Origin of the sequence: Clostridium cibarium (genome assembly GCF_014836335.1) — a bacterium.
GTDB classification, from domain to species: Bacteria; Bacillota; Clostridia; order Clostridiales; family Clostridiaceae; genus Clostridium; species Clostridium cibarium.
Genome location: NZ_JACSRA010000011.1, coordinates 117,693 through 137,677 on the forward strand (window position 1 = coordinate 117,693; position 19,985 = coordinate 137,677).

Consider the following 19,985-nt stretch of genomic DNA (forward strand, 5'->3'; position numbering starts at 1 on the left):
CCCATAATGAACTGTCCTGTCAAATAAACAGGCAATTCAAGAAGAGTTTCTTTTACACTTTTATATTAAACTTCGTAATCAACTAGAGAAAGAATATCATACCCTTCTAACTTGTCTCTTCCCTTTAACTCTGTTAATTCTATAGCAAAGTCAAGTGATACTACTTCTCCTCCAACACTTTCTACTAATCTAGCAACTGCTTCTATAGTACCGCCTGTTGCTAATAAATCATCTACTATAGCAACTTTTTGTCCTTTTTTAATTGCATCTTTATGAATTTCTAAAGTATCTGTACCATATTCTAATCCGTAATCTACTGATACAGTTTCACCTGGAAGCTTACCCTTTTTTCTAACTGGTACAAATCCAACTCCTAATGCATATGCAACCGGTACTCCAAAAATAAAGCCTCTTGCTTCTGGTCCAACTATTAAATCTACATTTTTATCCTTTAAATGATTCACTATTTCATCTATTGAAGCCTTAAATGCTTCTCCATCACCTATTAATGTAGTTATGTCCTTAAAACTTATTCCTTCCTTTGGAAAGTCTTCAATCACTCTAATCTTATCTTTTAAATTCATATTTACTCCTCCAAAATAAATATTATATTATAATTGTACCACTTAAACAGGTACTTTTAACTTATTTAAGTATTTTACTATCTGTTTAGCTCTATACTCATCCCCAGTAGTTAATAATTCAAGAACTATTCTTGCATTATTAACAACCCCTACTGTATTCATAGTTGGAGTGATAAGTTCTATAATATTAACAATATCATCATCATTTAGCTCATTTATCTGATCCAAATTAATTATTGCCCTTAATCCATGATTATTTGTATTAACTAAAAACTTCTTACCTTCTTTAAATATTACTCCATTTTCTCCCCTTAAACTAACTTTAGCACATTGTCCACCTATAAGTATTAAATCTAAATATTTGTTAATATTTTTCATATTGTAATAGATTGCAATCGCCTGCATTAATTTAAAAGTTAGCGCACTTAAAGACAGGTTTTTATACCTGTATCCGCATCCCTTTTGTCTAGGGTTAATATAGACATAATTTCTTTCTCTAACTGTTTTTTTATTCTCTACTACAATTAGATCTATGTTTAAATCGCGGCAAAGCTTTTCTTCTTTTTGCGATCTCAAATCTACTCCTAAAGTTATCAATAGGTCAGCTCCTAAAAAATCCACACCTTCTCGTATATCATTACAATCAACTGACTTACGCATTTCCCCTCCTTCATGAATAAGATATTCAACATCTGCATTTAAATACCTTAAAATCAAACTTAGTGATGCTACAGCACATATAGCATCTACTGAGGAAGTTCCATAAACGACTATTTTTTTTCTATTATTTATTGCGTAGACTAGCTTCTCAACAGCTTCATTCATATGTCTAAGTAAAAAGGGATTATATCCAGTTATGTAGTTAGGACAATAAATACTCTCCCAAAATTTACGCATTACTTACTCCTCCATAAATAAGAAAACATCTTTATTATAGTGTATATTGTCTATAATAGCAAACGATTTTCATGGGTTTTGAAAACAAATTTCACAATATACTATTTATTGTGTTTTTCCCTCACACTCTGTCTATATATAGTATTCCTATTTTTTCATTTTTTACTACTATTTTATACTATTCCTTATTATATAGTTTTTTTAGATATTTTTATTATTTAAATGAGATAAATAACTTAACAAAGAGAAAGAAAGTTTATATTCTTTTTAAACAAAAAAAGAGCAGATATTATATCTACTCTTTTAAATCTTGTTTATTCTGCTACAACTTTACGTTTCATCTTTTTCTTTAAGATTACCCAAACTGGTGATGCTATAAAGATTGATGAATATGCTCCAGTTGCTATACCTACAACTAATGGGAAAGCAAAATCCCTAACTGAAGGTACTAATATATTTATAGCTATAATAGTAAGTAATGTAGCTAAAGTTGTATTTATTGATCTTTCAATAGTTTGTGTCAAACTTACATCGGCTATTTCAACTACATCTTTTCTTCTATTTCCTCTAGAAATTTCTCTAATTCTATCAAATATAACTATGGTATCATTCATAGAGTAACCAACAATAGTTAGCATTGCTGCAATAAATGGTGTATTTATTTGAATATCAAAAATTGCATAAACACTTAATGTTACTAAAACGTCATGAGCCAAAGCTATTACTGATGCTATACCAAATTTAAATTCAAATCTTATAGCTATGTATATAAGCATAGCTACTAAAGCGATACTTAATGATATAAATGAGTTTTTCTTAAGGTCGTTACCAACAGAAGCTCCAATTTCATTTTGTGATACTAGTGGATTATCATCAAGTTCGTACTTTTCTTTAAGTTCATTAACAAGATCACTAACATGTTGACTATCTAGATTACTAGATTTAACTTTATACTTGTTTCCATCTACAACATTAGATACTAAATCCTCTGTATATTTTTTAGCTATATCATCTGCTTCTTGTTTATTAAAATCATCCTTCATTTGGATTAATATTTCAGTACCACCTTTAAAGTCTATACCAAAATTCAATCCTCTGAAAACCATAAATCCTATACCAATTAATATTACAGTAAGTGATAAAGCGAACCATATCTTTGTTTTTTCTATTATCTTAAGCATAAACTCTACCCCCTCTTCACTCTAAAATGAGATAGTTTGCTTAATAAGCCTGCATCTACTGCTCTATTCATCATAAATCTAGTTATAACTAAAGCTGTAAATAAACTTACTAAAACACCTATCATCAAGGTTACAGCAAATCCTTTTACCGAACCAGTTCCAAAGAAATAAAGTACTAATGATGCGATTATTGTTGTAACATTTGAGTCTACAATTGAAGATAAAGCTTCATCAAAACCTTTCTTTACTGCAGCTTTAGGTGAGATTCCCTTCTTCAGTTCTTCTCTTATTCTTTCGAACATAAGTACATTGGCATCAACTGCCACACCAATAGTAAGTAAGAAAGCTGCAATTCCTGGCAATGTTAATGCTGCTCCAACTTCACCAAAAATAAGTAAAGTCATTGCAATGTAGAATGTCATTGTTATAGCTGATATAACTCCAAGTCTTCTATAGAATGCTATCATAAATAAATATACTAAACCTATACCTATTATTCCAGCCTTTATAGCATTTGGAAAAGCAGTAGCTCCAAGATCTGCACCAACTGTTTCTACAGATGCTGCTTTAACTGTAACAGGAAGTGCTCCTGCATTAATAAGTCCTGCTAATTTCTTTGCTTCTTCTAATGATGATTGACCTGTTATTGAAGCTTTTCCTTGAGTGATTACTGAATCAACTCTTGGATTACTTAATTGTTGTTCATCCATATTAATAGATATTTGCTTACCAATATATTTCTCAGTAGCTGCTGCGAACTTTGGTTGTCCCTCTGAAGTTAATTCAAGTGATACTTCTGGTGACCCTGTTTCCGGATTAGAAGTAACTGATGCCTTTTCAACATCTTGCCCTGTTAAAAGAACTTCTCCTTCTGGTGACTTAAATGTTAATTGACCAGTTTTACTTAAATCATCAACAATTCCAGCTGAATCATATTTTCCAGGAATCTCTACTCTTATTCTTCTATCGCCTTCAGTAGAAACTACTGTTTCAGATACCCCTATCTTGTTAACTCTAAGTTCTAATTGTTGCTTTGTTTTTTCTAGATCTGACTTAGATACATTTTCATCTTGAATTTCCATAGTAACAGAAACTCCACCTTGTAGATCTAAACCTTTTGTAATTGTGTCATTAAATGACTTAACTTTCCAACCGCCTATTTCTAATCCATTAAATCCTATAAAGGCAAAGGCTATAATGGCAATTGTGCATAGTATAAATAATACTGAACTCTTCCCTTTTGTCTTCATCTTTCTCCTCCTCAGTACTAGAGTCTTTATTTTCGCAATGTATTAATTATAGCATATGGTACTTTTAGAATAAAGGTGTTTTACATATTTACACCTAATATCCCCGCAATTGTTCCAGTTATAGCATAAACTAGTAATCTGTATTGCTCTCCTGTTCCCATATCCCAGTTACCTTTAAATATTGATGAAAATATAAACATCAATATAAAAAATATAATTCCAACTATTCCCCCAGATAACCATCCCTTTCTTTCGTTAACCTTCGCTGTAATAACCCCTCCTATTACTAAAGATGTTAACGTTATAACATTATAGATTATATTATATATATTTTTGGCAAAATCTACTTTAATCATAACAAGAGATAGCAAAAAAATCAATATAATACATAATACGGAAGACAAAAAAGAACCTTTTATGATATTTTTTATAAACCTAGTATTCAAAGAAAACACCCCCTAATACTTAATCTTATGTAGTATTAAGAGGTACTATTCTAATCTTCTTTATAAATTTTATTTGCAATTGCATTTCTTGAAAACTTAAGTCTAACCCTATCTGGCCCTGATTCTAAAACCATATTATCATTATCAAGAGAAATAATTTTACCTATTATTCCGCCTCTTGTCATAATTTCATCATTAACCTTTAGTCCTTCAAGCATACTATCATATTGTTTTTTTCTCTTCTTCTCTGGTACTAAGAAAACTAAATAAAACACCGCTATTATTATTAAGTAAGGTGCAAATGTAAGTATTTGTTCCATATATTGAACTTCCTTCCTATATTGTTATTTATTTTGTAGTGTACCTTTAATCCTTAGCATTGTCAATACTAAGCTTTTCCGTTCCACTCTTTAAGCTTTTGCTCTTTAAATTCTTTGAAATAGTCACCATCTATAGCTGCTCTTATATCTTCCATAAGTTTATTATAGAAATATAAGTTATGAAGCACGCATAATCTCATAGCAAGCATTTCTTTTGCTTTAAATAAGTGTCTTATATATCCTCTAGTATAACTCTTACATGTTGGACACTGACACCCTTCATCTATAGGTCTCTTATCAAGCTCAAATTTTGAGTTCATTAAGTTTATCTTTCCATCTTTAGTAAATACCTGACCATGTCTGCCGTTTCTAGCTGGAAGTACGCAATCAAAGAAGTCTACACCTCTATCAACCGCTTCAAGTATATTAGTTGGAGTACCAACCCCCATTAAATATATAGGTTTATCCTCAGGAAGATGTGGCACAACAGAATCTATAATTCTATACATATCTTCGTGGCTTTCTCCAACTGCAAGACCACCAATAGCATACCCATCAAGATCCATCTTAGTTATAGTCTTAGCATGCTCTATTCTTATATCATCATAAGTTCCACCTTGATTAATACCAAATAACATCTGTTCGTTATTTATAGTATCTGGTAGAGAATTTAATCTGTCCATTTCTGTTTTACATCTTTCAAGCCATCTTGTAGTTCTAGCTACTGAGTCTAATACATATTCTCTTGTTGATGGGTTTGGAATACATTCATCAAAGGCCATAGCTATTGTAGACGCTAAATTACTTTGAATTTGCATTGACTCTTCTGGTCCCATAAATATTCTCTTTCCATCTATATGTGAATTAAAGTAAACTCCCTCTTCCTTTATTTTTCTAATTCCAGCAAGGGAAAACACTTGGAATCCACCTGAATCTGTAAGAATTGGTCTATCCCAATTCATAAATTCATGAAGCCCTCCCATGTTAGCTACAACCTTATCTGATGGTCTTAAATGAAGGTGATATGTATTAGATAATTCCACTTGACATCCTATTTCTTTTAAATCCATTGAAGAAACTGCACCTTTTATAGCTGCTAGCGTTCCAACATTCATAAATACTGGTGTCTCTATCGTTCCATGAGGTGTTACAAATCTACCTCTTCTTGCCTTACCGTCTTTCTTTAATAATGTATATCTTTTAGACAATTATTTCACTCCTTAATATATCTCATGTAGTTACTTTATCCGATAGCTAGCATCTGTAATACTCCCTTTCTTCAAAGGGGAGATAACAGCTGCACGCTCCTGGATAGGTTCAACTAAATTCATCTGGAGTTAAAACTCCACATAAAAAGTTTCACTTTATAAACATAGCATCTCCAAAGGAGAAGAATCTATATCTTTCTTTTACTGCTTCTTCATAGGCATTCATTACATGTTCCCTTCCTGCAAGAGTGGAAACTAACATAATAAGAGTTGATTCTGGTAAATGGAAGTTTGTTATAAGATTATCTACAACCTTAAACTTATATCCAGGATAGATAAATATATTTGTCCATCCACTTTGTTCCTTTACAAATCCATTTTCATCACCTATAGTTTCTAAGGTTCTTGTAGAAGTAGTTCCTACAGAAATAATCCTATTACCTCTTCTTTTTGTTTCATTGATGATTTCTGCTGTTTCCTTAGACAATGTATAAAATTCTGAATGCATATCATGATCTTCAATAGTTTCTACCTTTACAGGTCTAAAAGTCCCAAGTCCCACATGCAAAGTTACATATGTTATATTTATACCTTTATCTTCTATCTTCTTTAATAATTCCTTTGTAAAGTGTAAGCCAGCTGTAGGCGCCGCTGCTGAACCTTCTTCCTTTGAATAAACTGTCTGATATCTTTCCTTATCTTCTAGTCTTTCATGAATATATGGTGGAAGTGGCATTTCCCCAAGGGAATCTAATACTTCTTCAAAGATACCTTCATATTCAAATTCAATAATTCTATTACCATTTTCTAAAACTTCAATAACTTCTGCCTTAAGCTTTCCTTCTCCAAAGGTAAATCTTCTTCCAACCCTTGCACTTTTACCAGGCTTAGCTAAAGACTCCCACTTGTCTCCTTCTATTCTCTTTAATAAAAGGAATTCTATCTTCCCACCTGTATTTTCCTTTTCTCCAATAAGTCTTGCTGGCATAACTCTAGTATTATTCAATACTAAGGTATCACCCTTTTCAAGGTAATCTATAATATCATAAAACTTTTTATGTTCTATCTCTCCAGTATTCTTATCTAAAACCATTAATCTTGACTGATCTCTCTTTTCTAGAGGGTGTTGTGCTATAAGCTCCTCTGGAAGATGGAAATCAAAATCAGTTACCTTCATTATATCTTCACGTCTCCTAACTACTTAAAAAAACTTCCTTGTTCTCCATTATTTTTTTTCTTCTTCATATCTCTACCTAAATGCTTATAGGCTTTCTCTGAAGCAACCCTTCCCCTTGGAGTTCTAATTATATACCCTCCTTGAAGAAGATATGGTTCATATACATCTTCAAGAGTTCCAAGCTCTTCACCTATAAAATATGATAATGTTTCTATACCTACAGGACCTCCATTAAAGTTATCTATAATAGCTTCTAATATCTTATTATCTACTCTATCAAAGCCTTTATCATCAACTTCTAGAAGCTCCAATGCTTTTCTTGCTTCATTTAAGCTAATTAATCCTTCTGAATATACTTCGGAATAATCTCTTACCCTTTTAAGAAGCCTATTTGCTATTCTTGGAGTCCCTCTTGACCTTCTTGCAATTTCAATAGCCCCTTCTTCTGTTATGTTACATCCAAGCACTATGGCACTTCTAACAACTATTTCTTTAAGCTGCTCAACTGTATAATATTCCATAGCACACATAACTCCAAATCTGTCTCTAAGAGGTGCTGTTAACATTCCTATTCTAGTAGTTGCACCTATTAAAGTAAAGGCTGGAAGATCTAATCTTATGGATTTTGCCGCTGCACCTTTTCCTATAACTATATCTAATGCATAATCTTCCATAGCAGGATAAAGTATTTCCTCTACACTTCTATTAAGTCTATGTATCTCATCTATAAATAAGACATCGTTATCTTTAAGGGTTGTTAAAATAGCTGCTAAATCTCCAGCTCTCTCTATGGCAGGCCCTGAAGTTACCTTTAAATCTCCACCCATCTCCTTAGCTATGATATTAGCTAAAGTTGTTTTACCAAGTCCTGGTGGTCCATATAAAAGCACATGGTCTAGTGCCTCTTCTCTTTTTTGTGCAGCCTTAATAAAGATATCTAGTCTTTCCTTTACTTTGTCCTGTCCTATATATTCACTAATCTTTTGAGGTCTTAAACTTAATTCTCCATTAGAATCCTCCTCTATTTCTCTAGAAGTAATGATTCTTTCCATAAAATATAACCTCCTATCCCATTAATATCTTTAAACAGTTCTTAATAATGTTCTCTACTGTATCTTCTTTATTTGCCTTACTTATAGCAGCCTCAGCTTCTTTTTCGCTATAGCCTAAAGCAAGCAATGCTCCTAGAACTTCACTTAAGTTTGCTCTATATTCTATATCGCTATCTAAGTCCATGTTAGTTCCGTTTTCATCCTTATTAACTGCCATATCTTCTTTCTTAAGCTTATCCTTAAGTTCTAATATGATTCTTCCAGCAGTTTTCTTTCCAATGCCAGGAGCTCTACAAATATGTTTCTCATCTTCCATAATTATGGCATACTTAAGGTTATTAACTCTACTTATAGATAATAGAGATAATGCAGCCTTTGCTCCAACCCCATTAATAGATAATAATAACTTAAACATCTCAAGTTCTTCTTTAGATTCAAAACCATAAAGACCTATAAAATCTTCTCTTACTATCTGCTCTAGATAAAGCATAATTTCTTCTCCAGACTTCGGCAAGCTAGACATTGTAGCTCCTGATGTAAAAATTTTATATCCAATGTTATTATTCTCTAAAATTATATAGTCTTTATTTATTCCTATATATTTACCTTTTATATACTCGTACATTTTTATCCTCCAGTGAAAAGTGAAAGTATGTTCTCATTAAATCCTTATTATACTTTATCATTTAACATAGAATCTTTCAACTATTTCTAAAGTACTAGTTAAATTAAGAAAAGGCTGATTTAATAGAAATTATGTTCCATTAAATCAACCTTTATTAAGATAAAGATAAAAAATTATTATATTTGTAGATAAATTATTATTAGCTCATATTACGAAATAAGCTCTGATAGTTTTTCTTCTGCCTCAGCCTTTGTATTAAACTTTAAATCTAGTCTATTTATAATATCTTGATCGCTTTTTGGCAAATCTTTAAATTTTTTTCTTTCATTATATATATCTGTAGAAGGATTTTCAATTAAAAGATTTCCGTCCTTATCACTGCCATAAATAGCAAAATATCCATCAAATTCTCTAATATAATATTTGTTAGGTTCCACAGCACTTTCTGGAGATCTTTTAAAAGAAATCTCATTATCGTAAACTGCATCTACAGTATATCCATTATTCTCTAGAGCCTTTCGTAGGGCCTCTTCTGTAATATTATCTCCAAGACCTAATTCCTTTTTCATATCTTTTAAGGTACTTTCTCTTTCTTTAACATCACCTTTAAATAAGGTTATTTTAAAATTATCATCTAAAACTTTTGTTTTATCTTTTGCTAAAGTAGTTTGATTGTTTTCTTCTGCTATTTGATTTTGATTATTTAAGTAATTATCAAACACGAAATAACTTATAACAAACAACAAGGTTAAAATAATTGCACCTAAAAGAATGAATTTCTTAATTTTACTCATTTACATCACTCCCTAATGTGATTCTTTCCACATTTGTAAATTTATATACAACCCTACCCTCTAATATTTTCAATCTAAAGCTAAAAAAAATTGACAAACCCTCCCTATTATCTTAAACTTTATACAAGTGTATATACACCTGTATAATCTGCAAGGAGTTGTTAAAATTGAATCTAGTAGAAGAAATAAAAAAACTAAAGAAAGAAAAAGGAGCACTTATACTTGCTCATCTATACCAAAGGCCTGAAATTCAAGAGATAGCTGATATTACCGGAGATTCATATTTCTTAAGTAAGAAAGCTTTAGAATCCTCCTCTAATCTTATTGTTTTTTGCGGAGTAAGATTTATGGCTGAAAGTGCTAAAATATTATCTCCTCATAAAAAGATACTTTTACCTGCTGAAGAATCAAGATGCCCTATGGCTGATATGGCTTTAATAGACAGGCTTGAAGATTTAAAAAAAGAACATCCAAAGGCTAAAATAATTAGCTATATAAATACAAATTTAGATATTAAAGCAGTGTCAGATGTTTGTGTAACCTCTTCTTCTGCTCTAAAAATAATGAATAACATAAAAGAAGAAGAAATTATATTTTTACCTGATAGAAACTTAGGTGAATTTATAGCTGAACATTTCCCAAACAAGAAATTTATATTATACCAAGGTTTCTGCCCAACTCATGAGAGAGTTGAACCTTGGGATATTACAGAATTAACTGAAAAGCATCCAACTTATGAAGTACTAGTTCATCCTGAATGTAAAAAGGAAGTTCGTGATCTTGCAAGTTTTATAGGCAGTACTTCGGAAATAATTAATTATGCTACTAACTCTCCTTCAAAGGGGTTTGTGGTTGTAACTGAAGAAGGTGTGCTTTATCAAATGAAACTAAAGAACCCAGATAAAGAATTTTTACCTCTTAATAATTCCATGATTTGCCCTAATATGAAGATGACAAATCTACAAAAATTATATGACTGTTTGCTAAATGAATCTAATGAGATAATCATAGATGAAGAAATGAGACTAAAAGCTCATAGAGCTTTAGAAAATATGCATAAATTAGGAGATGACTAATGTGATTAAAACCTGTGATGTATTAATTGCTGGTACTGGTGTAGCAGGAGTATATTCTGCTCTAAACCTAAACAAAAATTTGAAGATAATATTAATTACAAAAGAAAACTTAAGAGACTGCAACTCTTATTTAGCTCAAGGAGGTATTTCAACAGTTTTAAATGATGATGACATAATTCCTTATATTGAAGATACCATTAAAGCGGGAAATTATAAGAACAATAAAAAGTCTGTAGAAATCTTAGTTAAAGAATCTAAAGATAATATAAAGAGATTAATTGATCTTCATGTTCCTTTTGATAAAAATGAAGATGGTTCATTAAGCTATACTAGAGAAGGTGGTCACAGTACCTTTAGGATTGCTCATGTAAAAGATGAAACAGGTAAGTATATAATGGAAAGTCTTTATAAAGAACTTGAAACTAGGACTAACATAGAAGTAATAGAAAAATGTAGACTTATAGACATTATAAAAAAGGATAAGCTTTGTCTCGGAGGAATTTGTAGCTTTAAAGATGATACTTTAGAAATTCATGCCAAGTCTACAATCCTTGCAACTGGAGGCCTAGGTGGATTATTTACTTCTACCACAAACTTTCCTTCCTTAACTGGAGATGGAATTTCAATAGCCCTTAAAAACAATGTAGCTATTCAAGATATAAATTATCTTCAATTACATCCTACTGTTCTTTATGAAAAAAATTCAAATGGCAAAAGATTATTACTTTCAGAATCTTTACGAGGAGAAGGTGGAATCATTAGAAACTTAAAGGGAGAAGAATTTGTAGATTCTCTAAAGCCTCGTGATATAGTTTCAAAGGCAATACTAAAAGAGATATCAAAAACTCCTGATACTCCATACGTATATCTAGATTTAACTCATTTAGATAAAAATTTTCTAATGAAGCGCTTCCCATTTATATATAGTGAATGCTTAAGTCGAGGATATATAATGGATACTGATATGCTTCCTATATCTCCTGCACATCACTATGCTATGGGGGGAATAAAGGTTAATATAAATGGTGAAACAAATTTAACTAACTTATACGCCTTAGGAGAAACAGCTTGTACTGGAGTTCATGGAAATAATAGACTTGCTAGTAATTCCCTACTTGAAGGTGTTGTTTTTGCCTATAGATGTGCTAAAAAAATAAACGAAGAACTATATTCACACACAGTTAATTATCCAACTAAAGAAGAATTAATTGATTTCCTAAAAGAAAGGGTTGATGAAAATTATGCTAAACTTCTTAATTGTTGATGATCTTATAAAGAGAGCCTTTCAGGAAGATATGCCTTTTGTCGATATAACAACTAATGCCACAATAGATGAAAAAAGCAGAGGACGAGTATCTCTTATAGTTAAAGAAGATGGTATTATTTGCGGCTTAGAAGTTTTCTCTAGAGTTTTTCAAATTTTAGGAGATGTAGAAGTTTCATTTACTGTAAGTGATGGGGATAAGGTGAAAAAAGGTACCAAGATAGCTGAGGTTTATGGAAATACTAGAAATATTCTGATGGGTGAAAGGATTGCTCTTAATTTGATGCAAAGAATGAGTGGAATTGCTACTACAACCTACAAATATGTAAAAAAACTTGAAGGTCTACATTCCAAGATAGTAGATACAAGAAAGACAACTCCTTTATATAGACATTTAGACAAATATTCTGTTTTATGTGGAGGTGGAAAAAACCATAGATTTTCACTTTCTGATTCAGTTGTAATAAAGGATAATCATATAGATGCAGCAGGAGGTATAAAAGAAGCTGTTTATCTTGCAAAAAAGAATTCTTCTTTCACAGTTAAAATTGAAGTTGAAACTGAAACTAAGGAAGAAGTGCTAGAAGCCCTAGAAGCTAAGGCTGATATCATTATGCTTGATAATATGTCTCCTTCTCAAGCTAAAGAAATGGTTCAGTTAATAAACAAGAGAGCTATAACCGAATGCTCTGGAAATATAACACTAAATACTATTAAAGATTATGCCTTAACTGGTGCAGACTACATCTCCTGTGGAGCTTTAACACACTCCTTTAAAGTTTTAGATATTTCACTAAAAAATTTAGTACAAGAAGTATAAACCTCTTGTACTATTTTTTATTATATTAGCATTTAGCTATCTTTATTTTATTATGAAAAACTATGATAACTTGATTTTAATCATTTAATTAAAACCCAGTACAATCTCCATATAAATCAGCACCACTAATATTGTTATTAGCATTATTGGCAGAAACACAATCCTCAATTATAGCTCTACCAAAAGTTACTTTATATCCTAATGCTGATGGAGTTCCTGATTGAGGGAAACTATAATTAGCTCCTCCATTTGCATTTGCTGTACATCTTAACATAGTTACTACTCCTGTTTGATTGTTTCTATCAAATCCATTACGTGTATTACCTGATGCTTCACAATCTGTTAATATATGATTTAAAGGGTCTGGATGTGCTGCAACTCCTGGAGTCTTATTATCTATCCCTCCAACTTTAAATCCATTTCCATCTCCTCTTATTCCATTCCACTCACCATTATTTATTGCCTTACATCTATTAAATGTTACAGCTCCATGGGCAGCATATAAATCATATCCATCATCTGAATTACATGCAGCAACGCAATCTTCTAATACATTACCTTCTCCAGAATGTAATTTTATTGCAAATCCATCTGCATTTTCTCCTTTTGGATCTGCATTATAGTAGGAATATACATATCCAAAATAGTTATTTGCTCCTCCATTTGATACTTGAACCCCTGCATCTTTGTTATCATGAACATATACTCCATAGAATACATTATTATTACCTTGAACAAATATTCCATTGTCTCCAGCATTGCAGATTTCTAAATTTTGAATTGTAGATCCATCATGTAAAACATTTAATCCCTTTTGTCCAAATTTAGTTAAAGAAAAATCAATTACTGCATTAGTTCCTCCTACAATATTTACACCTTTTGGAACATTAACAGTTCCTGATTTTACAGTACCATTAATTTGTATGGTATCTCCTGCTTGTACACTTTCTACTATACTACTTAATAATGTTTCTCCTTCATTTACAACTATTGTTCTTCCTGTTGCTGCTTGTGCTGCTGTGTGACCTGAAGTAGTTGCTAATGTCAAAACCATCGCCACTCCAAGACCTAATAATTTTACTTTCTTCATTTACGTTTCCCCCTAGATATTATATTATGATAAGCCAATTAGACCGATTTTACTTAATATAGTTAATATTTATATAATTGACTTTTATTATAATAGCATACATTTTATTAGATTAAAAACTATTTTTTACAGTTTTAGTTATTTTATGTTACAATATTACATAAAAGTCGTTAAAGTCCAAATTTAGTGTGAATATCTACAAAGGGAGAGGTGAAACATACATAAAAAGCTATTTAAAATGAAAAAAGTATTACCTATATTAAAATTTTGAAATGTACACTTTAACACTTTATTTTAAATGATAGAACTTAGGGGGAAACTATGAAAAACTTAATAAAAAAATTTATCTTATCATTAATTGTTTTTGGTGCTAGTTTATTAACACCAGTATTTGCACATGCAGCAGAATATTATATGTCGCCAATTGGTAACGATAATAACTCTGGAAGTATAAATTCACCATTTGCAAGTATATCAAAGGCACAAGCAGTAGCTTCTTATGGTGATACAGTCTTTATAATGGGAGGAACTTATAAAAATTTTAATATTGCTTCTTCAGATAATACATATAATTATGTAAATAATATTACAAAAAGCGGAATTACTTATAGGGCATTTTCATCTTCAGATATACCGGTTTTTGATTTCTCAACTGTACCTACTAATAAGCGTGTAGCTGCATTCCACATAGCAAAAGGGGTAACAGATGTTACCATTGCAACAATTGATGTAACAGGAGTAAAGGTTGGTAATCAAAAACAATCAGAATGTTTTAGAGTTGAAGGTAATGCTCTACTTTACGAGGTAACATGCCATGATACTGAAGCTAATGGCTTCTATTTTGTTAATAACGGAACTGGTTATTGTACTAAATGTGATGCTTACAACAATATAGGAGCTACAAAATTTTCAATTGGTAACACTGATGGTTTTGGTGCCCATGGAAATGGTGTTGTATTCCAGTATTGCCGTTCATGGAATAATAGTGATGACGGATTTGACTGCCTAACTTCAAAAGGAACTAATACGTTTGATCATTGTTGGGCTTTTAATATGAATGCAGGCGGTGATTCTAACGGCTTCAAGATTGGTGGATATGCATCAGGAACACCATATGATCCTGTTCCAGTTCATACTGTTTATGCCTGCTTGGCAGCTAATAATAAAGCTCACGGATTCTATGCAAATCATCAACCTGGGCAATCTGCATATTGGTATAACAATACAGCTTACAATAATAGAGGTGGTAACTTTGATATGCTAGAACGTGTTAGCATAAATGATCCTACAGACATTCCTGGAACAAGAGAAATAGTTCATAATAATCTTTCATTTAACGGAATAGCAATAAAAGATTCTAATTTACCTAGCAAAAATGTAATTAGCAACTCATGGAATATAGAAGGAATTACTGTAACAGCTTCTGACTTCCAAAGCTTAGATATAAGCGAGCTAACTAAAAAGAGAGATTACACCAATAGTGATGAATTAATACCTGATGTTAAATTCATGCATTTAGTTAATGGTAGTGATCTTAAAGGGTTAGGTTGTTTTTAAGCTTGATTTTGTTGATTTAAACTAACACAAAAAGAACTTACAAAATTCCAAATGAATTTCTGTAAGTTCTTAAAATCAAATTATTCTTGTACACTATATAAATATCTATTTCCTAAAAACCTCACTATATCCACATCTCTTGCAAAGTTCTTCTACTCTCTTACGTCCAGAAAAGCCATCATAAATCTTTTTAGCTCTCTCTCCTTCTAAAATATCCTCAAGTGGCTTATTATATATATTTCCAAGAGGTATCTGTCCTTCCCCATCTAAACAACAAGGAACTACTGTACCATCTACCAATATACCAAAGTGATCTCTTAAGCCATGGCAAAAGCCTATGTCTCCAAAAAATTCTGCATCCATACTAGGCCATTGAAATTTTTCTGCTCCATTTAAATAAACTCTATCCCTAATCTTAACCTTATTGTCCCTGTCAAGTGTTTCCTTTAAGTCCCCAGGATAATGAAGTTCTATCTTTATTTCATTTATTATTTCTACATTAAGATCATTTTCTCCCTTAATATCTAATAGACTACTGTCATTATTCCAAAGTCTCATAGAACAAATTATATTAGTATTTTCATTAGCTTGTTTTATAAAATCAATTACTCCATTTAAATACTCATTAAAAGATACTTGATTTTTGTTTGCTTCAAAGCTATGTAAAGAAATATTAACTTGTCTTAATGCTTTTGAATTTAACAAAATCTTATATACCTTTGGAATTAAAGTTCCATTTGTAGTTATGTTAACTTTAAAGCCTTCTTCGTATGCCATCTCTAGAAATTCTTCAAGATTTGGATTAAGTAATGGTTCTCCCATCAGATGAAAATATATAAATTTTGTATAGGGTTTTATTTCTTTAAGTATTATTTTAAATTCCTCAGTTGTTAAAAACTTCTTCTCTCGCTTTGTTTTAGGACAAAAACTACAACTAAGATTACATACATTTGTTATTTCTATATAAACTTTTTTAAATTTACTCATGTATTAGATACCTCAATTAATTACTATTTGTTAAACATACAAGGTTTATTATACTTATACTTTGCCTAATAAACAATAGAAATAGTTCAGCTTATTAGCTTGTCCTATTAAAAAATAATGAACCAACCTACTTAAATTTTCGGCTGATTCATTTAATTAATTTATTTCTCTCTACCTTATTGATTTAATAATAGTTGATATAGTATTTGTTTTTTACAGTTACTTACATTGTTTTCATGCATCATTTTCTATTGTATATCTATTTCATTTAACATAATTAAATTAAAAAACTCTTCGATATTGTTAGCTACTTTTTCTACTTCTTCAAATTCAGGTTCATATCCCTTTACAATAGAACCTTTATCATTGTATAAATCAATTGCATAGAATGAATATCCTCCATTTACTGACATAACTATTGGTAGATGCTTATTCCACCATGATGTTATCTCCATTTTCCATTCTTCATCATCCTTTGCTACTTCTAAACTCAATGCTTCAAATTCATCCCACCTAAATGCAATATCAGACTTATTGTTATACTCATTTTCGCATATAAACCGTGTTTTCTCACTTGGTGATATCAATTGCTTAACCATTTTTAAGAATTCTAAATATTCAGTAGGTATTTCTTTATATCTTGATAATATTTTATCCTCTAGCATTAATGAATATTCAGTTTTATCAATTACATTCCAATTATTATCTTTAGCCCATTTAATAAATTCAATATATTTTTTACTCATAATTTCTCCACCTACTTCATTTTTTTCTTTATCCTATTTATAACACGTCTTTGTAGACCTGTTACTTGACTATGTGTTGGATTTTTTATTTTTGCTGTTCCACCTGTATGGGTGAGTGTTTGTCCTTCTGGTCATCCTAATGCTAATCTATGTGGATGATGTCCTCCACTTTCTGCATATATCATTTTGTTATTAGAAAATTATTGAAGGTTTGAAGGCTATTTATCTTCTTATTGATTCTAGCAGGCTCATAATTGTTATACAATGTTAGTCTTAATTTTTTATTTTGGTTTTGATAATTAAACTTGTTGAGAAAATTATTCAACAGTATATTTTCTTTGTTTTAGTTACTATCACTTAAATTTTTGCAGTTAGTTCAGTTTTAGTATTGTAGTGAGTTAAAATTTAATTTTGAAATTTTACTAAAAGAATTTTTTGAAAATTCACCCAATTATTGCCATAATACTCATGTATACTTTAACTATTTCATATCATTTCGTAACTCTTTGCTAAAACCCATCCATTTAAACCATATGAAGACGAAATTATATAATAAGAATACTGCTCTTTTAATAATTCTCGTGTTAATTCTTCAATGGTATTATAATCAATTGGCCAACAAGAGTCTTTTCGTTGCTCTAATAATTTACTGTTATCCCTAATAAATTGATTGATATTATGCTCATCTATATCCAAAATAGTACTACCAGGTAATTCATTTTCAAAAAAATGAACTAAAACATCATAGAATATAACATCTGTTTTTTTAGTAATTTTTCTCTTCTGATATTCAGTATATATTATTATTTTCTGATTTTTCAAGTTAACTTTATATGATATTATTTCATTATCATGTATATTAGACATATTATCACTCCCTAAATTTATTACTATCTAATCTTGGTTTCCTTTGACTCCAATCCCAATCATATCTATGTGGAAATGTATGTGTACCATCATCAGTATGATTGTAATCAATATCCTCTTGGGCTTTTCCATTTGGTCCATAATACCCTCTTTGTTTTATAGTACCATCAGGGTTTAATAAATCAACTGAAGAATTCGGTTCACTTATCGTTACTTTTTGCTTCTCCCAATATTTTTAGAAATGAAAAAAGGCTAACGCCTTTTTGTACCTGCGTTAGCCTCCATTATTACTATGATATATATTTGCTTTTCAATTTTGTTACATCTTGCTACATTATTAACATAATGTAGCATATTTTGATATTAAACTTATTCAGAGATTCACTCAATAATATATTTTCTTTGTTTTAGTTTATACCACATAAATTTTTGCAATTAGTTTAGTTTGAGTATTATAGCGAGTTAAACCTAATAATTAAAAATTTTGTTGAAAGAACCTTTGCAAAACCATCTAATTCTTACCACAATACTCTTATCAACTTTAATTATTCGATATAATTTCATAACTCTTTGCTAAAACCCATCCATTTAAACCATATGAAGACGAAATTATATAATAAGAATACTGCTCTTTTAATAATTCTCGTGTTAATTCTTCAATGGTATTATAATCAATTGGCCAACAAGAGTCTTTTCGTTGCTCTAATAATTTACTGTTATCCCTAATAAATTGATTGATATTATGCTCATCTATATCCAAAATAGTACTACCAGGTAATTCATTTTCAAAAAAATGAACTAAAACATCATAGAATATAACATCTGTTTTTTTAGTAATTTTTCTCTTCTGATATTCAGTATATATTATTATTTTCTGATTTTTCAAGTTAACTTTATATGATATTATTTCATTATCATGTATATTAGACATATTATCACTCCCTAAATTTATTACTATCTAATCTTGGTTTCCTTTGACTCCAATCCCAATCATGTCTATGTGGAAATGTATGTGTACCATCATCAGTATGATTGTAATCAATATCCTCTTGAGCTTTTCCATCTGGTCCATAATATCTTCTTTGTTTTATAGTACCATCAGGGTTTAATAAATCAACTGAAGAATTCGGTTCACTCTTTGTAGGTAAAGATCTACTACTATCATCTACATTATGGTTTGGATAAGGTTCACCTTTTGATCTTAAATCATCAGCATTACTTATCCACTCACCAGCCATCACAATCAATGGAACAAGGTCTCTACCACCATAAAAATCATCATCAATTATTCCATTTGGAATAGGAGATTTTGGCGGAATTAATAATACTTCTAATCCATCTAATATATCTTGCGGATTATCTGGAACACCTGTTATTATATCACTATCTTCTGAACTTGAATTTGGATAAAGTATCTCTGTATAATCATCCATAGTTTTTGGTGGACTGATTGGTACAGTTGTAATATTATCTCCTAATTCTGATTCAGTTGGTACAATATCTACATGCGTTGGAGCACTACCTGCAATATCGAAATTTGATATATTTACATTTATAGGCTTAGGATGATTTACTTCTGAAATCCAATTTTCTAAACCTGAAAAATCCATATCTGGAATACTAAAATCTAAATCAAAGTTGAAATCAAAATTAAAATCAAAGTTGAAATCTGGAATGTCTAAATTCCAATCAGATAAGCCAAGATCTCCTATACCAAGATCCCACGTACCACTATGACCTAAATCAAAATCCAAATCTAAGTCTAAATCAAACGGTGTACTAGCACTTCTACTATTACTTTTGCTATTACTACTGCTAATAGTTTTAACCAAGTCATATACTGAATATATCGCTATTCCTCCAATTACAATTCCTGTACCTATAGTTATTGCAGTAACTGCTGCAGGTGATAAACTAATGCCTGCTAATGCCAAGAGTGCGTCAATATCCACACCATACTGTACTCCAAAATTATGTCCGCTAGGATCAACATTTAGCACGGGTTCGTTACCGCAATAAGTATATCTATTTAATCTTGAAGTAT

The 19,985-nt window shown here is 30.7% G+C and carries 20 protein-coding genes and 1 pseudogene; 4 read left to right on the forward strand and 17 right to left on the reverse strand.

The features are described from left to right. Positions 1 to 65 precede the first annotated feature (65 nt). The 11 genes from H9661_RS09065 to H9661_RS09115 form a co-directional block, all read right to left on the reverse strand. A complete protein-coding gene (locus tag H9661_RS09065; RefSeq protein ID WP_143317280.1) occupies positions 66 to 584 on the reverse strand; it encodes an adenine phosphoribosyltransferase in 519 nt (172 codons plus the stop codon). 42 nt (positions 585 to 626) lie between these two features. Next, positions 627 to 1,481 (reverse strand): DHH family phosphoesterase, encoded by an 855-nt coding sequence (locus H9661_RS09070; protein WP_143317278.1) that lies wholly within the window; start codon positions 1,479 to 1,481, stop codon positions 627 to 629. A 314-nt stretch (positions 1,482 to 1,795) separates the two neighbouring features. Beyond that, complete coding sequence (secF, locus tag H9661_RS09075) at positions 1,796 to 2,662, reverse strand: protein translocase subunit SecF (protein ID WP_143317276.1); 867 nt, start codon at positions 2,660 to 2,662, stop codon at positions 1,796 to 1,798. A gap of 5 nt (positions 2,663 to 2,667) precedes the next feature. Continuing rightward, positions 2,668 to 3,912: a protein translocase subunit SecD gene (gene secD / locus H9661_RS09080; RefSeq protein ID WP_143317275.1), complete on the reverse strand. Its 1,245-nt coding sequence runs from the start codon at positions 3,910 to 3,912 to the stop codon at positions 2,668 to 2,670. A gap of 80 nt (positions 3,913 to 3,992) precedes the next feature. After that, positions 3,993 to 4,358 carry a TIGR04086 family membrane protein gene (locus tag H9661_RS09085; RefSeq protein WP_185966829.1) on the reverse strand — a complete coding sequence of 122 codons (366 nt, stop codon included), beginning with the start codon at positions 4,356 to 4,358 and terminating at the stop codon, positions 3,993 to 3,995. A gap of 50 nt (positions 4,359 to 4,408) precedes the next feature. Beyond that, on the reverse strand, positions 4,409 to 4,678 hold the full coding sequence (gene yajC / locus H9661_RS09090) for a preprotein translocase subunit YajC (protein ID WP_143317271.1): 270 nt from the start codon (positions 4,676 to 4,678) through the stop codon (positions 4,409 to 4,411). A gap of 68 nt (positions 4,679 to 4,746) precedes the next feature. Continuing rightward, entirely contained in the window at positions 4,747 to 5,886 is a 1,140-nt protein-coding gene (tgt, locus tag H9661_RS09095) for a tRNA guanosine(34) transglycosylase Tgt (RefSeq protein WP_143317269.1), read from the reverse strand. 151 nt (positions 5,887 to 6,037) lie between these two features. Then, the gene (gene queA, locus H9661_RS09100; RefSeq protein WP_143317267.1) at positions 6,038 to 7,063 is read right to left on the reverse strand and encodes a tRNA preQ1(34) S-adenosylmethionine ribosyltransferase-isomerase QueA; all 1,026 of its coding nucleotides are present in this window, start codon (positions 7,061 to 7,063) and stop codon (positions 6,038 to 6,040) included. Positions 7,064 to 7,083: 20 nt separating this feature from the next. Continuing rightward, the gene (ruvB, locus tag H9661_RS09105; RefSeq protein ID WP_143317265.1) at positions 7,084 to 8,115 is read right to left on the reverse strand and encodes a Holliday junction branch migration DNA helicase RuvB; all 1,032 of its coding nucleotides are present in this window, start codon (positions 8,113 to 8,115) and stop codon (positions 7,084 to 7,086) included. 13 nt (positions 8,116 to 8,128) lie between these two features. Then, positions 8,129 to 8,740: a Holliday junction branch migration protein RuvA gene (gene ruvA, locus H9661_RS09110; protein WP_143317263.1), complete on the reverse strand. Its 612-nt coding sequence runs from the start codon at positions 8,738 to 8,740 to the stop codon at positions 8,129 to 8,131. A 209-nt stretch (positions 8,741 to 8,949) separates the two neighbouring features. After that, the gene (locus H9661_RS09115) at positions 8,950 to 9,534 is read right to left on the reverse strand and encodes a hypothetical protein (RefSeq protein ID WP_191768383.1); all 585 of its coding nucleotides are present in this window, start codon (positions 9,532 to 9,534) and stop codon (positions 8,950 to 8,952) included. Positions 9,535 to 9,701: 167 nt separating this feature from the next. Here H9661_RS09115 and nadA point away from each other — a divergent pair, with 167 nt between their 5' ends. Genes nadA through nadC form a run of 3 tightly spaced genes read left to right on the forward strand, consistent with a single transcriptional unit; the run spans position 9,702 to position 12,694 of the window. Next, positions 9,702 to 10,610 (forward strand): quinolinate synthase NadA, encoded by a 909-nt coding sequence (nadA, locus tag H9661_RS09120; protein WP_143317259.1) that lies wholly within the window; start codon positions 9,702 to 9,704, stop codon positions 10,608 to 10,610. A gap of 1 nt (position 10,611) precedes the next feature. Further along, positions 10,612 to 11,874, forward strand: a complete 1,263-nt coding sequence (locus tag H9661_RS09125) for an L-aspartate oxidase (RefSeq protein ID WP_341480417.1) — start codon at positions 10,612 to 10,614, stop codon at positions 11,872 to 11,874. Next, positions 11,852 to 12,694, forward strand: coding sequence for a carboxylating nicotinate-nucleotide diphosphorylase (gene nadC / locus H9661_RS09130; RefSeq protein ID WP_191768387.1), 843 nt, complete (start codon positions 11,852 to 11,854; stop codon positions 12,692 to 12,694). The genes H9661_RS09125 and nadC overlap by 23 nt, the downstream gene beginning before the upstream one ends. An 88-nt stretch (positions 12,695 to 12,782) precedes the next feature. On the opposite strand, the gene H9661_RS09135 is transcribed toward nadC, so the two are convergent. Next, complete coding sequence (locus H9661_RS09135) at positions 12,783 to 13,784, reverse strand: right-handed parallel beta-helix repeat-containing protein (protein ID WP_191768390.1); 1,002 nt, start codon at positions 13,782 to 13,784, stop codon at positions 12,783 to 12,785. Between the two features lie 321 nt (positions 13,785 to 14,105). Here H9661_RS09135 and H9661_RS09140 point away from each other — a divergent pair, with 321 nt between their 5' ends. Further along, positions 14,106 to 15,341 (forward strand): right-handed parallel beta-helix repeat-containing protein, encoded by a 1,236-nt coding sequence (locus H9661_RS09140; protein WP_191768392.1) that lies wholly within the window; start codon positions 14,106 to 14,108, stop codon positions 15,339 to 15,341. 105 nt (positions 15,342 to 15,446) lie between these two features. Here H9661_RS09140 and H9661_RS09145 read toward each other — a convergent pair whose 3' ends face one another. The 5 genes and pseudogenes from H9661_RS09145 to H9661_RS09165 form a co-directional block, all read right to left on the reverse strand. Continuing rightward, positions 15,447 to 16,328 carry a radical SAM/SPASM domain-containing protein gene (locus tag H9661_RS09145; RefSeq protein ID WP_191768394.1) on the reverse strand — a complete coding sequence of 294 codons (882 nt, stop codon included), beginning with the start codon at positions 16,326 to 16,328 and terminating at the stop codon, positions 15,447 to 15,449. Between the two features lie 248 nt (positions 16,329 to 16,576). Next, positions 16,577 to 17,074 carry an SMI1/KNR4 family protein gene (locus H9661_RS09150; RefSeq protein ID WP_191768396.1) on the reverse strand — a complete coding sequence of 166 codons (498 nt, stop codon included), beginning with the start codon at positions 17,072 to 17,074 and terminating at the stop codon, positions 16,577 to 16,579. Between the two features lie 486 nt (positions 17,075 to 17,560). Further along, a complete protein-coding gene (locus tag H9661_RS09155) occupies positions 17,561 to 17,941 on the reverse strand; it encodes a hypothetical protein (RefSeq protein ID WP_191768398.1) in 381 nt (126 codons plus the stop codon). Between the two features lie 541 nt (positions 17,942 to 18,482). Next, entirely contained in the window at positions 18,483 to 18,872 is a 390-nt protein-coding gene (locus H9661_RS09160) for a hypothetical protein (protein ID WP_191768400.1), read from the reverse strand. Positions 18,873 to 18,876: 4 nt separating this feature from the next. Then, a pseudogene (locus tag H9661_RS09165) lies at positions 18,877 to 19,985 on the reverse strand (hypothetical protein); the annotation flags it as partial.